Consider the following 20,825-nt stretch of genomic DNA (forward strand, 5'->3'; position numbering starts at 1 on the left):
GGGCCGGACGGCTACGCCAGAGCCGTCCCGACCTCGTCGCGCAACCGGGGCAGCATGTCGTGGAACACCCCGGGGCAGAGGGTGTCGCCGTAGTCCTTGTGACCGTAGAGCCGCGTGGCGGGGATGCCGTAGCGCGCGCAGGTGTACGCGCACAGGGCGACCAGGACCTCCCACTGCGCCTGCGGAGGTGTGGCGCCCGCGTGGTAGGCGCCCTCGTTGGCGATCCCGACGGCCTGGTCGTTCTGCCCGGAGGTGTGGGCGCCGAGGACGAAACCGCTCCCGCCGGTGAGGGCCTGGAGGCTGCCGTGCCGCCCCTCGGTGATCCAGCCGCCCCGGCTGACCAGGAAGTGGTAACCGGTGTCGACCCATCCGTTCTTGTCCATGTGCAGGTCCTGGACCCAGTGGGCGTGGGAGTGGGCCTGGGCGCGGGAGAAGTCGGAGGTGTTGGCGCTCACCGTGTGGTGGACGATGATCCGGCTCGGCCGGTACGCCAGCCGGCTGATGCTTCCGCGCGGTGAGCGGGCGCCCCAGGCACGGGTGTTGTCGATGTCCGGCTCGACGGCGTCGGCGGCCTTCGCGCCACCGGCGCCCCGCGCCCGGGCGGCGCCGGTGCTCTGTGCGTGGGCGATGCCCGGCAGGGTGGCGGTGGCGGCGGCCAGGCCGGCCGCACCGGCGAGCAGGAGGCGGCGCCGGAGCGCGTTCTCGGCGTTCACGATCGCTCCTCGGGGGAGACGGTGGGGGGAAACGGAGGAGCCGACGGGGTCGGCCGTCGGCTCCACCGCGTGATCGCGTGCTGGGGGAGCGGCGAGGGGGTGTCCCCTGCCGGTGCCGAAGCGGGTGCCGATCAAGTGTTGTTGGCGAGGGCCAGGAGCCGGTCGCGTGAACCGTTGAACTGGTTGCGGTCCACGTTGCCCGAGACACCGCTGACCGAGCCGGTGCTGGTGTACTGCCACACCGTCCAGGTCGGGAAACCGCTCGGGATGGTCGGGGACGACGCCGAGGTCCAGTGGGCCACCCACAGCGGGCTCTTGCCGGACATGCCGGTCCAGTTGCCGGTGCAGGTGTTCCACCACCCGGACGTCGTGTAGATCACCGCGTCACGGCCGGTGCGGGACTTGTAGGTGGTGTAGAAGTCGTTGATCCAGGTGCGCATCTGTGTGGTGGACAGGCCGTAGCACATGGCCCCGTAGGGGTTGTGCTCGATGTCCAGTACACCCGGCAGGGTCAGGTTGTCCCGCGACCAGCCGCCGCCGTTGGAGGCGAAGTAGTTCGCCTGGATCGCACCGTTGGAGATGTCGGGGCGTGCGAAGTGGTACGCGCCGCGGATCACGCCGGCACCGTGTGCGGCCGGGTAGTTGGTGTTGAACCGAGCGTCCTTGTAACTGGTGCCCTCGGTCGCCTTGATCCAGGCGAACTGGATGCCGGCGTTGCGCACCGAGGTCCAGGTGATGGCGCCCTGCCAGTGCGAGACGTCGATGCCCTGGACGCCGTCGGTCGGGGCCATGGTGCCCATCGACGGCGGTTCCGCGGGGACGTCGTCGTGGACCTGGGCGCCCACGCCCATGTACGCCTGGCCCGGCTTGACCTTGACGCGGTCCTTGTCGGGCTGGGGCGCGGCGGCGGCGCCGGCCGCGGTGGTCGCCGTCAGTGCGAGAGCCGAGACGAGGACGCCGAGCGCCGTGGTCGCCCGTCTGCGGGTGCCGGTCGAACGGCTGGGGAACGAGAACATGACTGCCTCCGGTACGCATGTGGGGATGAGAGGAGGAGGTGGCGTCGGCCGGTGCCACCTGGGCAGAGCCGTGCTGTTCCGTGTTTTGACGTGCGCGCGTCATCAGTTAGGCACGGGGGTTCTACGCGTGTAAAGCCCTCACGGCCGCCTCTGGAGGTCTGGTCCACTGGAGGTTCGGGTGGCCTGGGGGATCGCCGTCCTGACGGCGGAAACTTTCATGCCGTGAAAACGCGGTGAGAGCGAAAGCGGCCTGGGCGTGGCGGCCGGATGCACGGGGCGAGCGGGGTACCGCCCCGTGCGCCGACGCTGCCCTACAGCCCGAACACGCCCGGATCCTCGGCCAGTTTCCGGAAGATGTCCTGCGGGCTCGGCACCAGTTTGCGCTGCTTGAGGTCCAGTACGCCGCCGACCGCCGTGATCTCGGCGGCGACCGTGCCGTCCGCCTTGGTGATGGTCTGCTCGATGCGGAACGTCTTGCCGGTGCCCCAGGTGAAGGCGCAGCTCACGTCGACCTCGTCACCGGCGAGCAGCTCCCGCTTGTAGCGGATGGTGGTCTCCAGGGCGACCGGTCCCACACCCTGTCCGATGAGACCGGACTGCGTGATCCCGGCCTCCTGGAGCAGCGACCAGCGCGCGTGCTCCGCGTAGTTGAGGTACACGGCCTGGTTGAGGTGGCCCTGCACATCGGTCTCGTATCCGCGCACGGTCACCCGGACGGAAAACGGCTCGCTCACTGCATCCCCTTCAGACCTGCTCGACTCGTTGCCCTGACCACCGATCCTGGCACGCCCCTCACACCCGGCGCGGGGAGGCCAGCAGGTACCGTGCCCGCGTCCTCGGCTCCGTGTACTCCCCGACCTGCCAGCCGGCCCGCTCGAGCGTGCCGGCGCAGGCCCGCAGCGCCGCGCCGTCCGGCTCGTACACGGCGACCGCCTCCGGCTGCGGGGTCTCCCGCACCCGGTAGCCGCCCTCGGTGTCCCCGACGGCCGGATCGTGTCCGGCGGCCTCCAGGGCGAGCGCGGCGGCCTGCACCAGATGTGCGCGCTCCCAGCCGCACGGCCGGTCGGTGGCACCGTCGGGGTTGGTCATCCTGCGCAGCTCCAGCATGCCCTGCCAGGCACCGCGCACCTCCCGGAGCCGAGCCGGCCCGGTCCCGGGAGCCGTGTGCTCACCACCGACCCGTGCCGCGAACACCCCGGTGGCGGCGGGCTCGGGTGCGGGCTCGGCCTGCGCCTCCGTGTCCCGTGTCCGATGCCCCGCGGGCGTCAGGAAGTGGTGGTGCGGCGCCCGCGGGTGCCGGAAGGCAAGCCCACGCCTCACCAGCGCGGCAAACTGCGCCTCCGTCCCCTTCAGGCGCCCGGTCACCGGATCGGCACCCTCGATGACCCGCCGCAGCCCCGCACTCAACGCTCTCGTCACCACAGCCCCCCCCGATCCCCGACCATCCCTTTGCGATCTCTCGAAGAGTACGACCGAGCACTGACACTCCCGGCGTCCGGAGCCTCGGCGCGATGCGTGCCGCTCCATGAGCCGGTCGTAGGATTCCGCTGTGGAGAACTCAGATCGTACGTCGCAGTCCGGAGCGGAACCGCGGAGCGCGGGCGGCAAGCCCGCGCAGGGCCTGGAATCCGTGGAGAACGCCCTCTCCCTGCTGCTCCTGCTCCGCAAGCAGGGGCGCGTGCGGCTGAGCGAGGCCGCCGGCGAGCTGGGTGTGGCCCGTTCCACGGCCCATCGGCTGCTCTCCACCCTGCGCGGGCGCGGCTTCGCGGTGCAGGGCGCCGACAAGGTGTACCGGCCCGGCCCCACGCTCTACCGTCTGGGGGTCTCCCAGCGCTCCGAGTACGACCTCGTGGAAACCGCCCGGCCGCACATGCTGTGGCTCAACGGACAGCTCGGTGAGACGGTGCACCTGGCGGTCCGGGCCGGGGCCGAGTCGCGCGTCCTGCACAGCATCGAGGGGACGCACGCACTGCGTGTCGGCAGCCGCGTCGGCGTGAATCTGCCCGCGCACCTCTCCGCCGGCGGCAAGGCGCTCCTCGCCGACCTGGGCGTCTCCGAGCTCGCCGACATCTACGGCACCCGGCACGCGGCGCAGGCGGACACCGACCCCGAGACACTGCACCGCATGCTCGCGACCGTCCGCAGGCGGGGCTACGCCGTCAATATCGGGGGCACCGAGCGCGGCATCTCCGCGGTGGGCGCCGCCGTGCGGGAGCCGGGCGGCCGCGCCGTGGCGGCGATGATCGTCTCGGCCCCTTCACTGCGCTTCACCCGCGCCCGCCTCGGTGACGCGGCCGCTGTGCTCGGGGAGGCGGTGCGCCGCATGGAGGCGGCACTCTGAGCCGGCGGCCGGTGTCCGCGTACGCACACGGCCGGAGCGGGGGAGCATGGTACGGCGGCAGGCCCGTGGTGCAAAGGGGCGCTCTCCCCTGTGCCGCAGAGCGGAATTACTGGACAGTTTTATTGCTCTCTGCGTAACAGAGCTGCTTCCATTCTGGTCACCGATGGGTCATTCGCTTGTCGCCGGAAGGACACCGGGGTCTGCGGAGCCGCCCACCGTGTCGGTGCTCCGCCTCGCGGCCCGCCCGGCTCCCTTCCCCCCCCACCTCTCCGCGACAGGACGTGGCCGCATGACCACCGATGTTCAAGCTCCCGCCTCCGCCCGAGTCCCCGCTCCAGCCCCGACGGACCGGCGTACCCGCGCCCTGACCCGTGCGGTCGTCGCCCTGTGTACGGCGGCGATCACGGTCGAGGGTTTCGACCTCATCGTCTACGGCGTGGCGATGCCGTCGATGCTCGCCGACTCGAATCTGGGCCTCGACAAGTCCCTCGCCGGAACTCTCGGCAGCCTCGTCTATCTGGGCATGCTCATCGGCGCCATCGTCTGCGGGCCCCTCGCCGACCGTTTCGGCAGGCGTCGGCTCGTGCTGGCGTCGGGAGTGATCTTCACCCTGTTCACCGTCGGCTGTGCCGTCGCCGCCGCGCCCTGGCAGTTCGGTCTCTTCCGGCTGCTCGCCGGCATCGGCATGGGCGGTGTGATGCCGTCCTGCGTGGCCCTGGCGAAGGAGTACGCGCCGCGCGGCCGCTCCGCGCTGGTGGCGACCATCGTCCTCGCGGGCGTTCCGGTCGGCGGTGTGCTCGCCGCGCTCACCGCCGCCGCCTGGGGCGAGACCCTCGGTTGGCGCGGCCTGTTCGGTGTCGGCGCGGCACTGTCGACGCTGGTGTTCGCCGGCGTGTACGCCCTGCTGCCGGACTCGCGGCCCGGAGCGGCCGACGCCCCCGGCCCCGGAGCCACCCCCTCGACGGCGTCCGTCAATGGCCCCGAGTCCGGCGGCGGCCTCGCGTCCGGCGGCCTCGCGGCCGAGGGGAAGAACCTCTCGCCGGCCCGTTCCGTGCTGTCGGACGGCCGCGCCCGCACCACCGTGCTGTTCGTCGTCGCCAACTTCGCGGTGCTCCTGTCCTGGTACGGCCTGAACACCTGGCTGACCCAGCTGATGCGCGAGATGGACTACCCGCTCGGCTCGGCGCTGCAGTTCACGCTCGTGCTCAATCTGGGTGCCGTGATCGGCTCGTTCGCCATCGCCGCCGTCGCCGACCGGGTCGGCCCGCGCTTCGTCACCATCGGCAGTGCGGCGCTCTCCGCGGTCGCCGTCGTCGGCCTGACGTGGGGCGGCAACACCGTAGTCGTCCTCTGTCTGACCGCGCTCGCCGGTGTCGGTGCCCATTCGGCCCTGACCGTGCTCAACGACTGGGTGGCGTCCAGCTACCCGGCCTCGATCCGGGCCACGGCACTCGGCTACGTCTCGGGCTTCGGGCGCGGCGGCGCGATCGTGGCGCCGCTGCTCGGCGGCTGGATCCTGACGGCCTCTCTCGGCCCGACCACGGTCTTCTACGTCTTCGCCGCAGCCGCCGCCCTGAGCGCCGCGGCCCTCCTCGCCATCCCCCACCGCCGGGCCTGACGCCCCGCCGTGAAGCGCCGCGACGCCCCGTCTCCAGCAGGAGGCGGGGCGTCCTCGTCAGGTGGGAGGAGTCTCACCGACGGCGACCCGGCCGGACCGTACGGGAAGCCGTGCACGGCCCGAGCACGGCCGACCGGCCGCGCTACTGCCGGTAGCCGCTCAGGAAGCGGCCGATGCGGCCGATCGCCGCCTCCAGGTCCTCCGCGTGGGGGAGGGTGAGGATGCGGAAGTGGTCGGGGGAGGGCCAGCTGAAGCCCGTGCCCTGGACGACCTGGATCTTCTCCCGGAGCAGCAGGTCCAGGACGAACTTCTCGTCGTCGTGGATCCTGTGCACCTTGGGGTCCAGACGGGGAACGCGTACAGCGCTCCCTTCGGCTTCACGCAGCTCACGCCGGGGATCTCGTTCAGCTTCTCCCAGGCCACGTTCCGCTGCTCGTGCAGCCGCCCGCCGGGCGCGGTCAGTTCGCGGATGGACTGGCGGCCGCCGAGCGCGGCCTGGATGGCGTACTGGGCGGGCGCGTTGGCACACAGGCGCATGGAGGCCAGCATGGTCAGGCCCTCCAGGTAGTCCCTCGCGTGCTGCTTGGGGCCGGTGACCACCAGCCAGCCGGAGCGGAAGCCCGCCACGCGGTGGGTCTTCGACAGCCCGCAGAAGGTGAGGACCACCAGGTCGGGGGCGAGCGCGGCGGCCGAGTGGTGCACGGCGTCGTCGTAGAGGATCTGGTCGTAGATCTCGTCGGCGAGGACCATCAGACCGTGCCGGCGGGCCAGGTCGAGGATGCCCTCGACGACCTCCTTCGGATAGACCGCGCCGGTGGGGTTGTTGGGGTTGATGATGACCACGGCCTTCGTACGGTCCGTGATCTTCGACGCCATGTCGTCCAGGTCCGGGTACCAGTCGGCCTGCTCGTCGCACAGGTAGTGCACCGCCTTGCCGCCCGCGAGGGTGGTCACCGCCGTCCAGAGGGGGAAGTCCGGAGCGGGGACGAGCACTTCGTCGCCGTCCTCCAAGAGCGCCTGGACGGCCATCGAGATCAGCTCGGAGACGCCGTTGCCGAGGAAGACGTCGTCGACGTCGACCTCCAGGCCCAGGGTCTGGTAGCGCTGGGCCACCGCGCGGCGGGCGGAGAGGACGCCCCGCGAGTCGGTGTAGCCGTGCGCCTGCGGCAGCATCCTGATCATGTCCTGGACGATCTCCTCCGGCGCCTCGAAGCCGAACAGGGCCGGGTTGCCGGTGTTCAGGCGCAGCACACTGTGCCCCGCCTCCTCCAGCGCGTTCGCGTGCTCGATGACCGGGCCGCGGATCTCGTAACAGACCTCGCTGAGCTTGCTCGACTGCCGGAACTCCATGCGCCGCTTCCCCTCAAGTGTCCGGTGTTGCTTGCTTGGTTTTACCAAGTGACCACTTGGAAAGTCCAACAACTTGTCTACACTGCGTCGCATGTCACCTCGCCGAAGCTACGACCAGTACTGTTCCGCCGCCCGCGCGCTCGACGCCGTCGGCGACCGCTGGACCCTGCTGATCGTCCGGGAGTTGCTCGCCGGCCCGAGGCGCTACACCGACCTGCACGCGGACCTCCCCGGCGTCAGCACGGACGTACTGGCCTCGCGGCTGAAGGGCATGGAACGCGACGGGTTGACCAGTCGTCGGCGGCTGCCCCCGCCCGGCGCGGCCTTCGTGTACGAACTCACCGATCGAGGGCGTGAGTTGCTGCCGGTACTCCAGGCCCTCGGCGCCTGGGGACAGGGCGCGCTGGGGGAGCGGCGGCCCACCGACGCGGTACGGGCGCACTGGTTCGCGCTGCCGCTGCTGCGCGTCCTTGAGGGCGAGGGGCAGGGTGGGGGACTGGTCGAAGTCCGGCTGGACGAGGGGCGGTTCCACCTGCACGTCGGAGCCGGGGGCGGGGCCGTCTACGGCGACGGGCCCGCCCCCGGTGAGCCCGACGCCACCCTGGCCCTCGACGCCGACACCTGTACGGCGATCAGCCGCGGCGAGTCGGCCGTGGCCGACGCGGTGCGGGACGGGCGGATCGAGGTGGGCGGCGACGGCCCACTCGCCAAAGCGCTCCGGGAGGCATGACGGGGAGGGGCGGCGGCAACGAAAGGAGGCCCGCACAAGGCGGGCCTCCTGGGCAGACGTCACGCGCTGCCGATGGTCACCTGCCGACCGTCACGCGCCCGGCGGCACCCGGGACGGCCGTCCCGACCCGCGGGTCAACCGGTAGCCGGCGACACCCGCCAGCGAGGCCAGCGCACCGCCCACCGCGGTCCACACCCAGCGGTCGGACCACCAGCCGGAGGTCCAGCCGTCCTCGGGCTCGAGAGCGGCGAGTACGGCCGAGGACGACTTCTCCTCGCCGTCCCCGTCGCCCTCGCCGTCCGTCTCCGTCCGCAGCGCGATGCCCGGCACCAGCGGCTCGGCGAGTGAGCCGTCCACCGCCGCGGCGCCACCCATGTCCTTGGAGTCGGCCCGGACTTCGACGTCCACCGACTGGCCCAGGTCGGACGCCGAGAGGTTCACCGCGGTGAGCCGGATGTAATACGTGCCCGGCAGTGGGTCGTTGGCCCACGGCTCCGACCAGGCGCGGACCGTGCGCAGCACGCAGGCGAGCTCCACGGAGGCCGCGTCCGCCGGTGCCGTGCGGGTCTGGGCGCCGTACTGGCAGGCCTGGCGGCGGCGCAGACCGTCGTACACGTCGACCCGCCAGGTCTCGGCGGCGTGCGTCTCGGGCAGCTTCACCGTCGCCCGCACGGTGGGGCGTTGCCCCGCGTCCGCCGGGAACGACCAGTACAGGTAGTCGCCGACGGAGGCACGTGCCGTGGCGGTCTGCCCCTGCTCGAACTCCGTCGCGGTACGGAACGAGGTGCCCGCGCGGGTCGGTCCGGCGGCGTCCTCGGACGCGCCGGGGGAGGGGCTGGAGTCGGCCGCCGCGGGGGCCACGGCAGCCGCGGCCAGCCCGAGCGTGAGCAGGGCGGCGACCGGCAAGCGGGTGATACGCATCAGTGGGTCCTCCAGACCGCGAGCCGCCAGCGGGACAGCCAGCCCCAGACGAGACCGGCGAGGAAGCCGGTGAGGACCAGCGCGCCGAGCAGCCACCAGCCCCGGCCCAGGCCGAAGGAGGCCACGTCACTCGATTCGCCCGGACCCTCGACGACGTCGATGGTCAGTTCCAGCGGCAGACCGGGCGTGGTCTTCACGCCGGAGCCCGGCGAGAACGAGTTGGTCACCGCCAGGCACACCGTCTCGGTGGCCGGCTTGTCGCCGTCGTCGCCGTCGTCGTCCGATTCGGGCTTCGGGTAGCGCAGGCCGGTGGACAGGACGTCCGTACGGCCGTTGCCCGTGGCCTCGCCGCGGACGATCTCCCGGTCGTGCACCGTGACGGCCCGCAGCAGCACGCCGTAGTCCGGGTTCACCGCCCGGTCGGCCGCCACGCTCACCGACGCGCGCAGTTCCTGACCGGCCTGCACGTCCACGCGGTACCAGCGCTGCTGCCCGAACTCCTCGCGGTCCGTGTAGAGACCGGACTTCAGCGTCGGCGCCTTGGCACAGGACGCGGCACCCTCGGTCGCGACCGGCGTCACCACCGGTTCGGCCGCGCGGTCCACCAACTCATTGACCCGGTCGGTGAGTTCGTCCTGGTGCTGGACCGAGGTGTAGGTGCCGCCGGTCGCCTCGGCGATGCAGCTGAGCTGCCGGCTCAGCTTGGCGTTCGGCACCAGGCCCAGGGTGTCGATGGTCAGGCCGATGCCCTTGGCCGCGATCTCCCGGGCCACCTCGCACGGATCGAGCGGGGCACAGGTGTCCTCACCGTCGCTGATCAGCACGATGCGCTTGGAACCGTTGCCGTCCTTGAAGTCGCCGGCCGCCTGCAACAGGGCGGGGCCGATGGGGGTCCAGCCGGTCGGGCTGAGCGTGGCCACCGCCGTCTTGGCCTCCGTACGGTCCAGCGGGCCGACCGGGTAGAGCTGCGCGGTGTCCTTGCAGCCCTCCTTGCGGTCGTCGCCGGGGTAGTCGGCGCCGAGGGTCCGGATCCCCAGCTCGACCTCCTCCGGCGTCGCGTCCAGCACCTCGTTGAACGCCTGCTTCGCCGCCGCCATCCGGGACTGGCCGTCGATGTCCTTGGTCCGCATCGAACCGCTCACATCGAGGACGAGATCGACCTGTGGCGCGTCCTGGCCCGTGGGTTCGCCGGCGGCCGCCGCGGTCGGGAAGGTGAGCCCGGCCGTCAGGGCGGCGAGCAGGACACCGACGCCCGCTGCCGGCCATTTTCTTCTGATCATCAAGGGATCCTATTGATCGGGGACGGCCCGCTCCGAAGCGGGGCCCACAAGGCCCCTAGACCCGCAGGGGATTGGGCAGTTCCGCCCATTCGTCCCCGGCCGGGCGCGGTGCCAGCCGCATCAGCGTCAGGGCCTTCGCGGGCAGTGGTCCGCCGAGCAGGGCGGCAAGGTCCGGGGTGCGCGGCAGATCCCGTACGGCCGTCTCCAGCGCGGCCCGAAGCGCCGGGCCCGAACCCGTCGTACCGGCCAGCGCACCCGCGACCAGCGACCCGAACAGCTTCCGTCGCAGGGCGCGTTCATCGTCCGTGACCATACGGGCGGGCAACTCGGGCACCGGGACGCCGTGTCGCGCCAGCCGCTCGGGGCTGACCCGCAGATCGGCCAGATCGCGGTAGACCAGCCGCACCGGCTCCCCGTCCGGCTCCAGCACCACCAGGAGGTTCTGACCGTGCGCCTCCAGAGCCACGCCCAGATCGAGCAGTCGCAGCCCGACCGTGAGGGCGAGCCGCGCGAACCGGGCCGCCCGGGCGGGGGAGCGGAGCACCTCGGTGGTCGCCAGCGCCGCCACCGGGACCACCCGCTCCCCGGCAGACACGTACTCCTGCGGCGACTCGCGCACCACGGCCGCCAGATCGGGGGAGCCGGCCGCCGCGGCACCCAGGGTGCGGGTGATGTGCAGCAGTCCGCCGGTCCGCGAGGCCACCGACTCCCCGAAGTCGGACAGCACCGCGGACGCGGCGACCGAACCGAGCGAGATGTCCCGCACCGAGGACGTCAGCCGCGTACTCAACGCCGTTTTGACATGAGGGCCTTCGGGCAGGGCGAGGGTGCGCAGCGCCATCAGCGGATGCGCGGCGATCCGCCGGACAGGGCCTCCCCACCCCTCTTCTCCGGGTTCTCCCCGCTTGAGCACATGCGCCGCCTGCCACGGGTGCACGGGGATCAGCGTCCGCCTCCCGTCCCGCAGCCACTTTGGCCAGACTCCCGTCACCAGACAGTCGTCGGCCGGTACCGGCACCAGCCCCAACTCCACGACCGGTCGGTGCTCGGGCCCGTACGCCAACTGCTCGGCGACCGAGAAACCTGGCCGGGAACGGCAGTTGGGATGGAACGGATGCCCGTCGACCACCCGCTGTTCCCACTCCCAGTCCCACCGGGGCCACCGGTCCGGGCCACCCTCCGGCTCGCCCGCCCGGGACAGGGCCAACGAGGCGACACTGTGCGCGAGTTCGACGGCGAAGGCCGCCGAGCGCGGCACGGCGAGCCGCGTCATCAACCGCGCCGGATCGTCGTACGCCACCTCGTCCAGGTGGACGACGGTGACGTACGCGGCGGTCGCATACGGGTCCGGTCGCGGGCCGTGCAGCCGCCGCCCGTCCGCCAGCCGCAGGGTGAGCCCGTCCCGGTCCGGCTCCCGGCCGGTGATCCACGGCAGCGGATCGTGCGCGAGGCCACGCCACAGCCGGGTCAGCACAGCCGCACGGGCCCCTGGCAGCGCTGCCGCGTACCGGGGCGCCAGAGCCGGCCGTACGGCGGCCAGCTCGTCGGCGATCTCGGTCTCGGCGGTGGGGGGACGGTGCACGGGCGGGCTCCTCGGGTACGACGCACAGCGTTGCGGGACGAACAGGCGGCCCGCGACGGACATACTGATCGTCCTCGCCCGGACAGACCGTTGGGAAACAGTGGAACGCGTGGACCTCATGCCCCCGCCCGCAGACGACGACGCGGCGACCCGCGCCCACCACTTGGCCGGACTCACCGCCCGCGCCGACGCGTACGCGGCCGTACCGCTGCTGAACTGCCTGCTGCGCGAGGTGGCACAACCCGTGCCGGCCACGGACGTGAATGGCGACGGGGAGGGGGACGTCCGGACGTACCGCCTGCCCGGCGTCGACCGCCTGCTGCGGGTCCGCGGCACCCGGCGCCCCGCCGCACCCGAGGTGCGCGTGGACGGCGCCTGGCACCGCGTGAACCACACCGAACTGGTGAAACTCGTCGCGGAGGAACTGCGCCGGCACACCGGCCTGCCGAACCACGAACTGCCCGCCGAGATGATCGACAGCAGGGACGCGGTGGCCGCGCTGCTCGCGGCACGGGCCCGGACGGCCCCGCCCGTCGACCCCTACCTCCGCTCCGAACAGTCCCTGCTCACCGGCCACACCCACCACCCCGCCCCCAAGGCGCGCGGCGGCGGCCCCGCGGCGAACTGGCTGCCGTACGCGCCGGAGGCGTACGCCCGCTTCCCGCTGACGCTGCTCGGACTGCGCGAGGACACGGTCCTCGAGGAGGGCGACACCTCGGCCCTCGACCGGCTCGGCACCGCCCCGCCCGGATACCGCCTGCTGCCGGCCCACCCCTGGCAACTGGAGCTGACGGCCCGGGACCTCGCCCCCGCCTTCGCCGACGGCCGTCTGATCAGGCTGGGCGCGACCCCGTTCCCGGCCTGGCCCACGGCCGCGATCCGCACCGTGTACGCACCCGCACGCGACCTGTTCCTGAAGTTCAGCCTCGACGTACGCATCACCAACGACATCCGCCGCCTGTGGCGCCACGACCTGCTGAAGCTCCGCAGGACCGACACGGCCGTACGCGAGGCGTTCGCCGCCTTCGACGGCCCGGCGGCCTGGCTCAGCGACCGCGGCCACCGCACCGCGGACTTCGCCTTCGAGGAACTGGCCGTCGTCGTCCGTGACGGCCTGCGCGACCGCCTCCTGTCCGGCGCGACCCCCCACCTGGCCGCCGCCCTGGCCGAGGAGTACGACGGCAACCCGCTCGTCACGACCACCACCCCCGCCGCCTGGTGGGAGGCCTACCTGGCCCAGGTCGTCCCCCCGGCCCTGGCCGCCTTCGCCCGGCGCGGAGTCGTCCTGGAGGCACACCTGCAGAACACCGTGATCGCCGTCGACACCGGCGGCACGCCCGTACAGGCCCTGTACCGGGACGCCGAGGGCGTGAAACTCCTGCCGGAGGTGCCCAGGGAGGCGGGCTGGGAACGCCTGGTGTACTGCCTGATCGTCAACCACCTGACCGAGATCGCCGCCGCCCTCGCCGAACACCACCCCGGCCTCGACCCCTGGCCCGCCGTTCGCCGAGAACTGGCCCGCCACGACCTCCCCGAGATGCCCGCCCTCCTCACCGGCCCCACCCTCCCCGCCAAAACCAACCTCCTCCTCCGCTGGACCAACGCCGACGGCGCCGCCGCCCGCTACCGCCCGGTCCCCAACCCGCTGGCGGACACCCGGCCATGACCGCCCCCGCCCCCGCCCCCGCCCTCTCGCCCGTAGCGGATGGTGTCCCTGCGGATGGTGTCCCTGCGGGTGGCGCAAGGGACCTGAAGGCGGCGTCGCGGGTCGGGGACGGTGGTGCTGCCCGACGGGCGTGAGATCGAGCGACGGTGCATCGGGGTCTTGCCGGGGGGCGGTCAGCTGCTCGTGCTGACGGTTTTCCCCGACCGCGCGGCGGGACGGCGGCCTCAGCGTGTGCGATGCCGGGACACTCACCCACGCCCCGGGAACGACACACCGTCCCAAGGCGTGAGCACTTCGGCCGCATCTGTCCTGATGCTGCTCATCTGAGCGCTTGAGGGACACATGGCCGCCGACTGCTCACGCTTTTCCGCACGGCATCCGTCTCCGGCCCCGCAGCCTCGGGACCGCGGAGATCCCCTGCACCACCCGCAGGGGCACCGGGCCGTGGCGCGAACACGCCACGGCCCGGTACCGGTCGGGTGCAACGGAAGCGTTCGGCGAGCCCGGGGCGTGCATCACCAGTGCGAGGCGTCCCGGGTGGCTGTCCGGTTGCGCCGGGCGCAGTGGCCCGTGAGGAAACGGCACGGGCTGTCGAAGTCGACGGGCCGATTCCAGGTCATACCGTCCGACGGAGTCGCCGGACATCGCGCACCAGGCAGTTGGCCTCCCCTTGAGAGGGCGCGCCCGCTCGACGGCCCGGACCGGTGACACGCGTCCTGCGTTCCCCGCCTGCGCGAGGACCACTTCCACGACAGGGTGTGCGCGATCCCCGCCCACGGAACACCCCAGCCTGCGCGGGGACTTCGTGACCTGGGACGTTAAGAGGGCTTTGCCGTTCCTTGGCTGTTGGCGAGCTTTGTCGGCATGGGTGAATTTCGCCAGAGTCGCCGTCTGGTGCGTGGGCGTATGGCGGTTGAGTGGCTTCCCCGGTGTGAAAGTCGCTCGGTCTGTTTCATGCCGCAGGCTGGAGGGCCGTGGGGCGACGCAAGTGGTGGGCCGGCGTGGAGGACGGGCTGCTCGGGAAGGGGCGTGCTCTGCGAACGGTCTGAGGGTGGCTGTCGAGCGGGCACGGTGAGGGCGTGGATGGCGGCTGCGGGTGTGGTTGCCGATGCCATATCGGCCGGGTGTGCGGCTGGGGTGCTCGCGTGCATGTCGGGCTTCCGTGCCTGGTCGCGAGCCACACACTGACCGTGCGGTAGGTGTCGGAGGCAGCCATATCGGTCGGCTCCCGTGCGTCCTTAGGGTCGTCACGTCGATGGATGCCGGGGCGCGCGAAGGGCACACCCTCTGCGTGCCCCGGCTGCTCGGGGCGGGACGCGCCCCTTGATGGAGAGGGGCCGTATGGGGCTGGACAAGACGGTCGGCAGCGTGGACGAGGCAGTGGCGGACATCCCCGAGGGGGCGTCGCTGGCCGTCGGCGGGTTCGGCCTGTGTGGCATACCGAGTGCCCTGATCGCCGCACTGCTGCAGCGGGAGGCGGGCGGGTTCAAGGTCGTCTCCAACAACTGCGGGGTGGACGACTGGGGGCTGGGGCTCCTGCTGCGGGCCGGCCGGATCGCGCGCATGACCAGTTCGTACGTGGGCGAGAACAAGGAGTTCGCCCGCCAGTACCTCAGCGGGGAACTGGAAGTGGAGCTGGTGCCGCAGGGCACGCTGGCCGAACGCCTGCGGGCCGGCGGGGCGGGCATCCCGGCGTTCTACACACCGGCCGGGGCCGGGACGCAGATCGAGCAGGGCGGGCTGCCCTGGCGGTACGGCGCGGACGGACAGGTCGCGGTGGCGTCGCCGCCGAAGGAGACGCGGGTCTTCGACGGGCGTGAGTACCTGTTGGAGGAAGGCATCAGGACCGATTACGCCCTGGTGCGGGCGGCCGTCGGGGACCGTCACGGCAACCTGGTGTTCCGCTCCTCGGCCCGCAACTTCAACCCGCTGGCAGCGATGGCCGGGCGGGTCACCATTGCCGAGGTCGAGCACCTGGTGGAGCCGGGTGAACTGGACCCGGACGAGGTGCACCTGCCGGGGGTGTTCGTGCAGCGGGTGGTCCGGGTCCTCCCCGACGACCCGACCGCCACCCGGCGGATCGAACGACGGTGCGTGCGGACCGAACAGGAAGGCGGTGCCTGACATGGCGCTCACTCGCGAGCAGATGGCGGCCCGGGCGGCCCGTGAACTGGTGGACGGCACCTACGTCAACCTCGGCATCGGGCTGCCCACACTGATCCCGAACCACCTCCCGCCGGGAGTCGAGGTGGTGCTGCAGTCCGAGAACGGGATCCTCGGCGTCGGCCCCTACCCGCTCGAGGAGGAACTCGACGCGGACCTGATCAACGCGGGCAAGGAGACGGTGACCACCCTGCCCGGGGCGTCGTTCTTCGACTCCGCGCTGTCCTTCGGCATGATCCGCGGCGGGCACATCGACGCCGCGGTGCTGGGCGCCATGCAGGTGTCGTCCTCCGGGGACCTGGCGAACTGGATGATCCCGGGGAAGATGGTCAAGGGCATGGGCGGTGCCATGGACCTGGTGCACGGGGCGCGCCGGGTCATCGTGCTGATGGAGCACACCGCCAAGGACGGCAGTCCCAAGCTCGTCGAGCGGTGCGATCTGCCGCTGACCGGCACCGGGGTCGTCCAGCGCGTCATCACCGATCTCGCCGTCATCGACATCACGCCGGAGGGTTTCTCGCTGGCCGAACTCGCTCCCGGCGTCGGCGTGGAGGAGGTGCGCGCCGCGACCGGGGCCGAGCTGCGGGTTCCCGCGCGGTTGGAGACGGTGGCAGGCGTCTGATTAGCAGATGTCACCCGGCGGCACAACCTGTTCGGGTCCACATGCTGTCAGGCAGGCTGTGGTGCTCCCTGCCATATCGTTGCGTGTTGAACAGACCCTACGGTGCCGAGCACCGGGCCGCTCCGGCCGACCCACGCCCTCGGAGCGGCCCGGCGTCCCCCACAGCACCGAGGAGCCGCCATGCAACTGCCGCGTTTCCGGGGAACCACCGCCCGGCTGTCCCGCACCCCGTCCGCACCGCCCGCCGATCCCCTGCCGCGCACGGCGGGGCGCGGGCGGCGCGGGCCGCTGTCTCCGCTCGTGTCCGTCCTGTCCGTCCTGACCGTCGTGGCACTCGCCCTCGCGGCGGCCCTGGCCGGTCCGGCGCCCACGGCCCACGCCGCGGTCGGCCTGACCAAGGTCACCGGCTTCGGCGCCAACCCGGGCCAGTTGAACATGTACGTCTACCGGCCCGCGTCCCTGTCCGCCGAACCGGCGGTGGTGTTCGCCCTGCACGGCTGCACCCAGAACGCCCAGACGTACGCCGACAACTCCGGTCTGCCGGAACTCGCCGACCGGCACGGATTCCTCGTGGTGTTCGCCGAGACCACGAGTTCGAACAACCTGAACAAGTGCTTCAACTGGTTCCAGACCACCGACAACCGCCGGGGCCAGGGCGAAGCCGCGTCGATCCGGCAGATGGCAGCGCACAGCGTCTCCGCCTACGGCGCCGACGCCGGACGGACCTACGTCACCGGCCTGTCCGCCGGCGGTGCCATGACGTCGGTGATGCTCGCGACCTACCCGGACGTCTTCCAGGCCGGCGCGGTCGTCGCGGGGCTGCCCCACGGCTGTGCCGACGACGTCAGCGCCGCCTTCACCTGCATGAGCCCCGGAGTCGACCGGACCCCGGCCCAGTGGGCCCAGAAGGTCCGCGACGCCCACCCCTCGTGGTCCGGTCCCTGGCCGCGCGTGGCCGTCTGGCACGGCGACAAGGACACCACGGTCGTACCGCGCAACGCCGACGAACTGCGCGACCAGTGGACGGCGCTGCACGGACTGTCCCAGACACCGACCCGCACGTCCGCCATCGGCCCGAACTCCACCCGGCACGAGGAGTACGCGGCGGCGGACGGCTCGGTGGCCGTCGAGGTGAACCGGGTCCCCGGCATCGGACACGGCACGCCGGTCGATCCGGGCAGCGGGGCCGAGCAGTGCGGCAGCACCGGCACCGCACACTTCCCGGACTCGATCTGCTCCAGCCACTGGATCGCCCGGTTCTTCGGCCTGGACGACTCCGACCCCGGGCGTGAAGGGCTGTCCGCTCCGACCGGCCTGGCCCCGACCGGCGTCACGGACACCACCGTCGGGCTGAGCTGGGACGCCGTCGACGGCGCCGGGAGCTACGCCGTCCACCGCGACGGTGTCCTGATCGGCACGGCGGACTCCACGTCCTACACCGACACCGGTCTGACCCCGGGCTCCTCCCACACCTACGCGGTCGCCGCCCGTGACGCGGACGGCAGGACGGGACGGCTCTCCAGCACGGTCACCGCGCGGACCACCGGCGCCACCGCCGCCTGCTGGACCGCCACCAACTACGCCCACGTACAGGCGGGACGCGCCACGACCAGCGGTGGCTACACCTATGCCAAGGGCTCCCAGCAGAACATGGGTCTGTACAACATGTTCGTCAGCCACACCCTGAAGGAGTCACCCGTCGGCCACTTCACCCTCGCGGACGGAACCTGCTCCTGACGCGACCGGTCACGGCCGTGGGTGCTGTCCCGGCACTTACGGCCGTGCCCAACACGGCGGCGGCCCATCTGTCAGGGGCCGCCGCCATGTTGGGCACACGCGTATTCCCGTGCATGCCGCTCCGCCTGCACGGCACCCTCGACGTCCTGCTGCCCATCGGCAAGGGCCCGGACGTCCACGCCCAAATGATCAAGGAAGCGGGCCGCGGCGGCCTGCACCGTTACTACCGCATCGAGGACGGCACGCACACCGGCTCCCTCGTCGACGCCTTCCCCGACCGGCTCCGGCCCCTCCTGCCCTGCCACCGGTCGTCCTTCACCGCCCTGGAGAAGTGGCTCTCCACCGGGCACCGCCCGCCCGCGAGCCACACCGTCGCCCGGCCCGAGGACGCCGATCCGGCGGCCCTGCTCACCAGCTGCCGCCTCGACAAGTGACGGACCGTGGCGGCCGTGACGAAACGTCACGGCCGCCACGGGGCCCACCCCGCGGAGTGCGCCACGTCACGCCTCGCCTTGTGGATGGGGGCGCTATAGAAGTAGCTCTTACTGTGTGGGTCACATACATAGGTGTGTCTGGGCGGCGTCCGTACTGTTTCCGGCCATGACAAGCGAATTCCCTCCTCCCACCGCCCACTCGGCGCCGCCCGGCGCCGGCGTGGACCTGACGTCCCGGGCCGCTCTGGTCACCGGTGGCGGCAGCGGCATCGGCAAGGCGTGCGCCACGGCGCTGGCCGCCGCGGGTGCCACCGTGCACGTGGTCGACCGGGACGCCGATTCGGCCAAGGAGGTCGCCGCCGGGATCGGGGGCGAGGCGCACGTCGTCGACCTGGCCGACCCGGCCGCGATCGAGACGCTGCCGACCGAGGTCGACATCCTGGTCAACAACGCCGGCCTGCAGCACGTGGCGCCCCTGACCGAGTTCCCGCCGGAGCGGTTCGCCCTCATCCAGCAGGTGATGGTCACCGCCCCGTTCCTGCTGATGCGCCGCAGCCTGCCGCACATGTACGCGCGCGGCTGGGGACGGCTGATCAACCTCTCCAGCGTCCACGGACTGCGGGCCAGCGCCTACAAGTCCGCCTACGTGGCCGCCAAACACGCGCTGGAGGGCCTGAGCAAGGTGGCCGCGCTCGAGGGTGCCGCCCACGGTGTGACCAGCAACTGCATCAACCCCGGCTACGTCCGCACCCCTCTGGTCGAGAACCAGATCCGCGACCAGGCCGCCGCGCACGGGATCAGCCCCGACGACGTCCTGACCGATGTGCTGCTGACCCGCTCGGCCATCAAGCGCCTGCTGGAGGCGGAGGAGGTCGCCGCGGCCGCGCTGTGGCTGTGCGCCGACCACAGCAGCTACATCACCGGCACCTCCCTGCCCCTCGACGGCGGCTGGGGAGCCAACTGACCCGCCGCCGCCCCGGGCGCCGCCCCGTCCCCATGACTGCCCCCCACGCCTGTCCCCGCACCCGCACCTCACCCGAGAATCGGTGAACCCATGTCCGAGCCCACAACCGCCAAGCCGGGCGAGCCCCGCTCCGGCGGCATCGCCCGCATCGTCGGGGCGAGCCTGATCGGCACCACCGTCGAGTGGTACGACTTCTTCCTCTACGGCTCCGCCGCCGCGCTGGTGTTCAACACCCTCTTCTTCCCCAGCAGCGACCCGCTGGTGGGCACGCTGCTCGCCTTCATGACCTACGCGATCGGGTTCCTGGCCCGGCCGATCGGCGGCATGGTCTTCGGGCACTACGGCGACAAGATCGGCCGTAAGAAACTGCTCGTGCTCAGCCTGCTGATGATGGGCGGCGCCACCTTCGCCATGGGTCTGCTGCCCACCTACGGCAGCATCGGCGTCGGCGCCCCGATCCTGCTCACCGTCCTGCGCCTGATCCAGGGCTTCGCCCTGGGCGGCGAATGGGGCGGCGCCGTGCTGATCGTCTCCGAGCACGGGGGCGACAAGCACCGCGGCTTCTGGGCCTCCTGGCCGCAGTGCGGCGTCCCCGCCGGCAACCTGCTGGCCACCGCCGTTCTCGCGGTGCTGGCCTCCGTCCAGTCCGAAGCGGCGTTCCAGTCCTGGGGCTGGCGCGTCCCCTTCCTGCTCTCCGGCGTCCTGGTCCTGATCGGACTGTGGATCCGCGTCTCGGTGTCCGAATCCCCGGTCTTCCTCGCCGCCCAGGCCAAGGCCGATGCGGCCGCCGCCCAGGGGGCCAAGGAGGAGCCGCCCGTCGTCGAGGTCTTCCGCCGCAGCTGGCGCGAGGTGCTCGGGGCCATCGGCGTCCGGTTCGGCGAGAACATCTCCTACTACATCGTGACCTCCTTCCTGCTGGTCTACGTCACCACCCACCTGGAACTGCCGAAGAGCACCGCGCTGAACGCCGTTCTGATCGCCTCGGCGGTCCACTTCGTCACCATCCCGCTGTGGGGAGCACTCTCCGACCGCATCGGCCGCAGGCCCGTGACGCTGATCGGCGCAGTCGGCATGGCCGGCTGGGCGTTCGCCTTCTTCTCCCTGGTCGACACGGAGTCCTTCACCGTGATCACCCTCTCGGTCACCGTGGGCATGCTGCTCCACGGCGCCATGTACGGTCCCCAGGCCGCCTTCATCTCCGAGATGTTCGACACCAAGGTCCGCTACTCCGGGGCCTCCGTGGGCTCGCAGCTCGCCTCGATCCTCGCCGGCGCGCTCGCCCCGATCATCGCCGTCGAGCTCCTCAGGCGCTTCGGTTCTTCGACGCCCATCGCCTTCTACCTCGCGGCCGCCTCGGTGGTCACCGCCATCACGGTCCTCGTCATCAAGGAGACCCGCGGCCGTGACCTGACCGTCTCGCTCGCGAACGAGCCGTCGAAGCAGCAGCGGCAGGAGGCATCGCTCACCAGCACCGACCGGGTCTAGAAGACCAGAGGTCCAGAGGTCCAGAGGTCCAGAAGTCCAGAGATCCAGAGGCCCAAGGGCCCAGAGGCCACCGTGTCGCGGTCCGCCCCGTGAAGGAGGAAACGGGCGGACCGCGGCATGCCCGTCCGCAGACACCGGGCCCGCCGCGCGGGCCACCACAGCCCATCCACACACCAGCCGCGCAGCTGGAGGGAGGACTGCCC

16 protein-coding genes and 2 pseudogenes are annotated in these 20,825 nt (G+C 71.9%); 10 read left to right on the forward strand and 8 right to left on the reverse strand.

Annotated features, from left to right (window positions below; all coding sequences use genetic code 11):
* Window positions 1-11 precede the first annotated feature (11 nt).
* The 4 genes from ACVW19_RS27945 to ACVW19_RS27960 form a co-directional block, all read right to left on the reverse strand.
* The gene (locus tag ACVW19_RS27945; RefSeq protein WP_457462773.1) at window positions 12-713 is read right to left on the reverse strand and encodes a peptidoglycan recognition protein family protein; all 702 of its coding nucleotides are present in this window, start codon (window positions 711-713) and stop codon (window positions 12-14) included.
* Between the two features lie 131 nt (window positions 714-844).
* The gene (locus ACVW19_RS27950; RefSeq protein WP_457462775.1) at window positions 845-1,729 is read right to left on the reverse strand and encodes a lysozyme; all 885 of its coding nucleotides are present in this window, start codon (window positions 1,727-1,729) and stop codon (window positions 845-847) included.
* A gap of 311 nt (window positions 1,730-2,040) precedes the next feature.
* Window positions 2,041-2,463: an acyl-CoA thioesterase gene (locus ACVW19_RS27955; protein ID WP_457462776.1), complete on the reverse strand. Its 423-nt coding sequence runs from the start codon at window positions 2,461-2,463 to the stop codon at window positions 2,041-2,043.
* A 58-nt stretch (window positions 2,464-2,521) separates the two neighbouring features.
* On the reverse strand, window positions 2,522-3,148 hold the full coding sequence (locus ACVW19_RS27960; protein ID WP_457462778.1) for a hypothetical protein: 627 nt from the start codon (window positions 3,146-3,148) through the stop codon (window positions 2,522-2,524).
* Between the two features lie 130 nt (window positions 3,149-3,278).
* Here ACVW19_RS27960 and ACVW19_RS27965 point away from each other — a divergent pair, with 130 nt between their 5' ends.
* The gene (locus tag ACVW19_RS27965; protein WP_457462779.1) at window positions 3,279-4,070 is read left to right on the forward strand and encodes an IclR family transcriptional regulator; all 792 of its coding nucleotides are present in this window, start codon (window positions 3,279-3,281) and stop codon (window positions 4,068-4,070) included.
* A 289-nt stretch (window positions 4,071-4,359) separates the two neighbouring features.
* Window positions 4,360-5,688 (forward strand): MFS transporter, encoded by a 1,329-nt coding sequence (locus tag ACVW19_RS27970; RefSeq protein WP_457462781.1) that lies wholly within the window; start codon window positions 4,360-4,362, stop codon window positions 5,686-5,688.
* Between the two features lie 142 nt (window positions 5,689-5,830).
* On the opposite strand, the pseudogene ACVW19_RS27975 reads toward ACVW19_RS27970, so the two are convergent.
* Window positions 5,831-7,038: pseudogene (locus ACVW19_RS27975) on the reverse strand (pyridoxal phosphate-dependent aminotransferase).
* Window positions 7,039-7,129: 91 nt separating this feature from the next.
* On the opposite strand from ACVW19_RS27975, the gene ACVW19_RS27980 reads away from it, so the two are divergent.
* Window positions 7,130-7,768, forward strand: a complete 639-nt coding sequence (locus ACVW19_RS27980; RefSeq protein ID WP_457462782.1) for a winged helix-turn-helix transcriptional regulator — start codon at window positions 7,130-7,132, stop codon at window positions 7,766-7,768.
* A 90-nt stretch (window positions 7,769-7,858) separates the two neighbouring features.
* Here the strand turns inward: ACVW19_RS27980 and ACVW19_RS27985 are convergent, their stop codons facing one another.
* The 3 genes from ACVW19_RS27985 to ACVW19_RS27995 are packed head-to-tail and all read right to left on the reverse strand — an operon-like array spanning window position 7,859 to window position 11,551.
* Complete coding sequence (locus tag ACVW19_RS27985; protein WP_457462784.1) at window positions 7,859-8,689, reverse strand: hypothetical protein; 831 nt, start codon at window positions 8,687-8,689, stop codon at window positions 7,859-7,861.
* Window positions 8,689-9,969 carry a VWA domain-containing protein gene (locus ACVW19_RS27990; RefSeq protein ID WP_457462786.1) on the reverse strand — a complete coding sequence of 427 codons (1,281 nt, stop codon included), beginning with the start codon at window positions 9,967-9,969 and terminating at the stop codon, window positions 8,689-8,691. Before ACVW19_RS27990 ends, ACVW19_RS27985 begins: the two co-directional genes overlap by 1 nt.
* Before the next feature lie 55 nt (window positions 9,970-10,024).
* Entirely contained in the window at window positions 10,025-11,551 is a 1,527-nt protein-coding gene (locus ACVW19_RS27995; protein ID WP_457462787.1) for an IucA/IucC family protein, read from the reverse strand.
* A gap of 100 nt (window positions 11,552-11,651) precedes the next feature.
* Here ACVW19_RS27995 and ACVW19_RS28000 point away from each other — a divergent pair, with 100 nt between their 5' ends.
* The 7 genes and pseudogenes from ACVW19_RS28000 to ACVW19_RS28030 all read left to right on the forward strand — a co-directional run bounded on the left by ACVW19_RS28000 (window position 11,652) and on the right by ACVW19_RS28030 (window position 20,622).
* Window positions 11,652-13,217, forward strand: a complete 1,566-nt coding sequence (locus tag ACVW19_RS28000) for an IucA/IucC family protein (RefSeq protein WP_457462789.1) — start codon at window positions 11,652-11,654, stop codon at window positions 13,215-13,217.
* Between the two features lie 1,341 nt (window positions 13,218-14,558).
* Window positions 14,559-15,341: a CoA transferase subunit A gene (locus ACVW19_RS28005; RefSeq protein ID WP_457462791.1), complete on the forward strand. Its 783-nt coding sequence runs from the start codon at window positions 14,559-14,561 to the stop codon at window positions 15,339-15,341.
* Window position 15,342: 1 nt separating this feature from the next.
* On the forward strand, window positions 15,343-16,002 hold the full coding sequence (locus ACVW19_RS28010) for a CoA transferase subunit B (RefSeq protein ID WP_457462794.1): 660 nt from the start codon (window positions 15,343-15,345) through the stop codon (window positions 16,000-16,002).
* A gap of 180 nt (window positions 16,003-16,182) precedes the next feature.
* The gene (locus tag ACVW19_RS28015) at window positions 16,183-17,739 is read left to right on the forward strand and encodes an extracellular catalytic domain type 1 short-chain-length polyhydroxyalkanoate depolymerase (protein WP_457462795.1); all 1,557 of its coding nucleotides are present in this window, start codon (window positions 16,183-16,185) and stop codon (window positions 17,737-17,739) included.
* Between the two features lie 119 nt (window positions 17,740-17,858).
* Window positions 17,859-18,173 (forward strand): annotated as a pseudogene (locus ACVW19_RS28020) (tannase/feruloyl esterase family alpha/beta hydrolase); the annotation flags it as partial.
* 166 nt (window positions 18,174-18,339) lie between these two features.
* The gene (locus ACVW19_RS28025) at window positions 18,340-19,137 is read left to right on the forward strand and encodes a 3-hydroxybutyrate dehydrogenase (RefSeq protein ID WP_457462796.1); all 798 of its coding nucleotides are present in this window, start codon (window positions 18,340-18,342) and stop codon (window positions 19,135-19,137) included.
* 90 nt (window positions 19,138-19,227) lie between these two features.
* Window positions 19,228-20,622 carry an MFS transporter gene (locus ACVW19_RS28030; protein ID WP_457462798.1) on the forward strand — a complete coding sequence of 465 codons (1,395 nt, stop codon included), beginning with the start codon at window positions 19,228-19,230 and terminating at the stop codon, window positions 20,620-20,622.
* The last annotated feature ends 203 nt before the right edge of the window (window positions 20,623-20,825 follow it).

It is taken from the genome of Streptomyces sp. TE5632 (genome assembly GCF_054061295.1).

Excerpts from the sequence above, each read along its gene's own strand:
- ACVW19_RS27950 (WP_457462775.1), bottom strand. The coding sequence starts at position 1,729 with ATGTTCTCGTTCCCCAGCCGTTCGACCGGCACCCGCAGACGGGCGACC.
- ACVW19_RS27970 (WP_457462781.1), top strand. The coding sequence starts at position 4,360 with ATGACCACCGATGTTCAAGCTCCCGCCTCCGCCCGAGTCCCCGCTCCA.
- ACVW19_RS27980 (WP_457462782.1), top strand. The coding sequence starts at position 7,130 with ATGTCACCTCGCCGAAGCTACGACCAGTACTGTTCCGCCGCCCGCGCG.
- ACVW19_RS27985 (WP_457462784.1), bottom strand. The coding sequence starts at position 8,689 with ATGCGTATCACCCGCTTGCCGGTCGCCGCCCTGCTCACGCTCGGGCTG.
- ACVW19_RS27990 (WP_457462786.1), bottom strand. The coding sequence starts at position 9,969 with ATGATCAGAAGAAAATGGCCGGCAGCGGGCGTCGGTGTCCTGCTCGCC.
- ACVW19_RS28005 (WP_457462791.1), top strand. The coding sequence starts at position 14,559 with ATGGGGCTGGACAAGACGGTCGGCAGCGTGGACGAGGCAGTGGCGGAC.
- ACVW19_RS28010 (WP_457462794.1), top strand. The coding sequence starts at position 15,343 with ATGGCGCTCACTCGCGAGCAGATGGCGGCCCGGGCGGCCCGTGAACTG.
- ACVW19_RS28015 (WP_457462795.1), top strand. The coding sequence starts at position 16,183 with ATGCAACTGCCGCGTTTCCGGGGAACCACCGCCCGGCTGTCCCGCACC.
- ACVW19_RS28025 (WP_457462796.1), top strand. The coding sequence starts at position 18,340 with ATGACAAGCGAATTCCCTCCTCCCACCGCCCACTCGGCGCCGCCCGGC.
- ACVW19_RS28030 (WP_457462798.1), top strand. The coding sequence starts at position 19,228 with ATGTCCGAGCCCACAACCGCCAAGCCGGGCGAGCCCCGCTCCGGCGGC.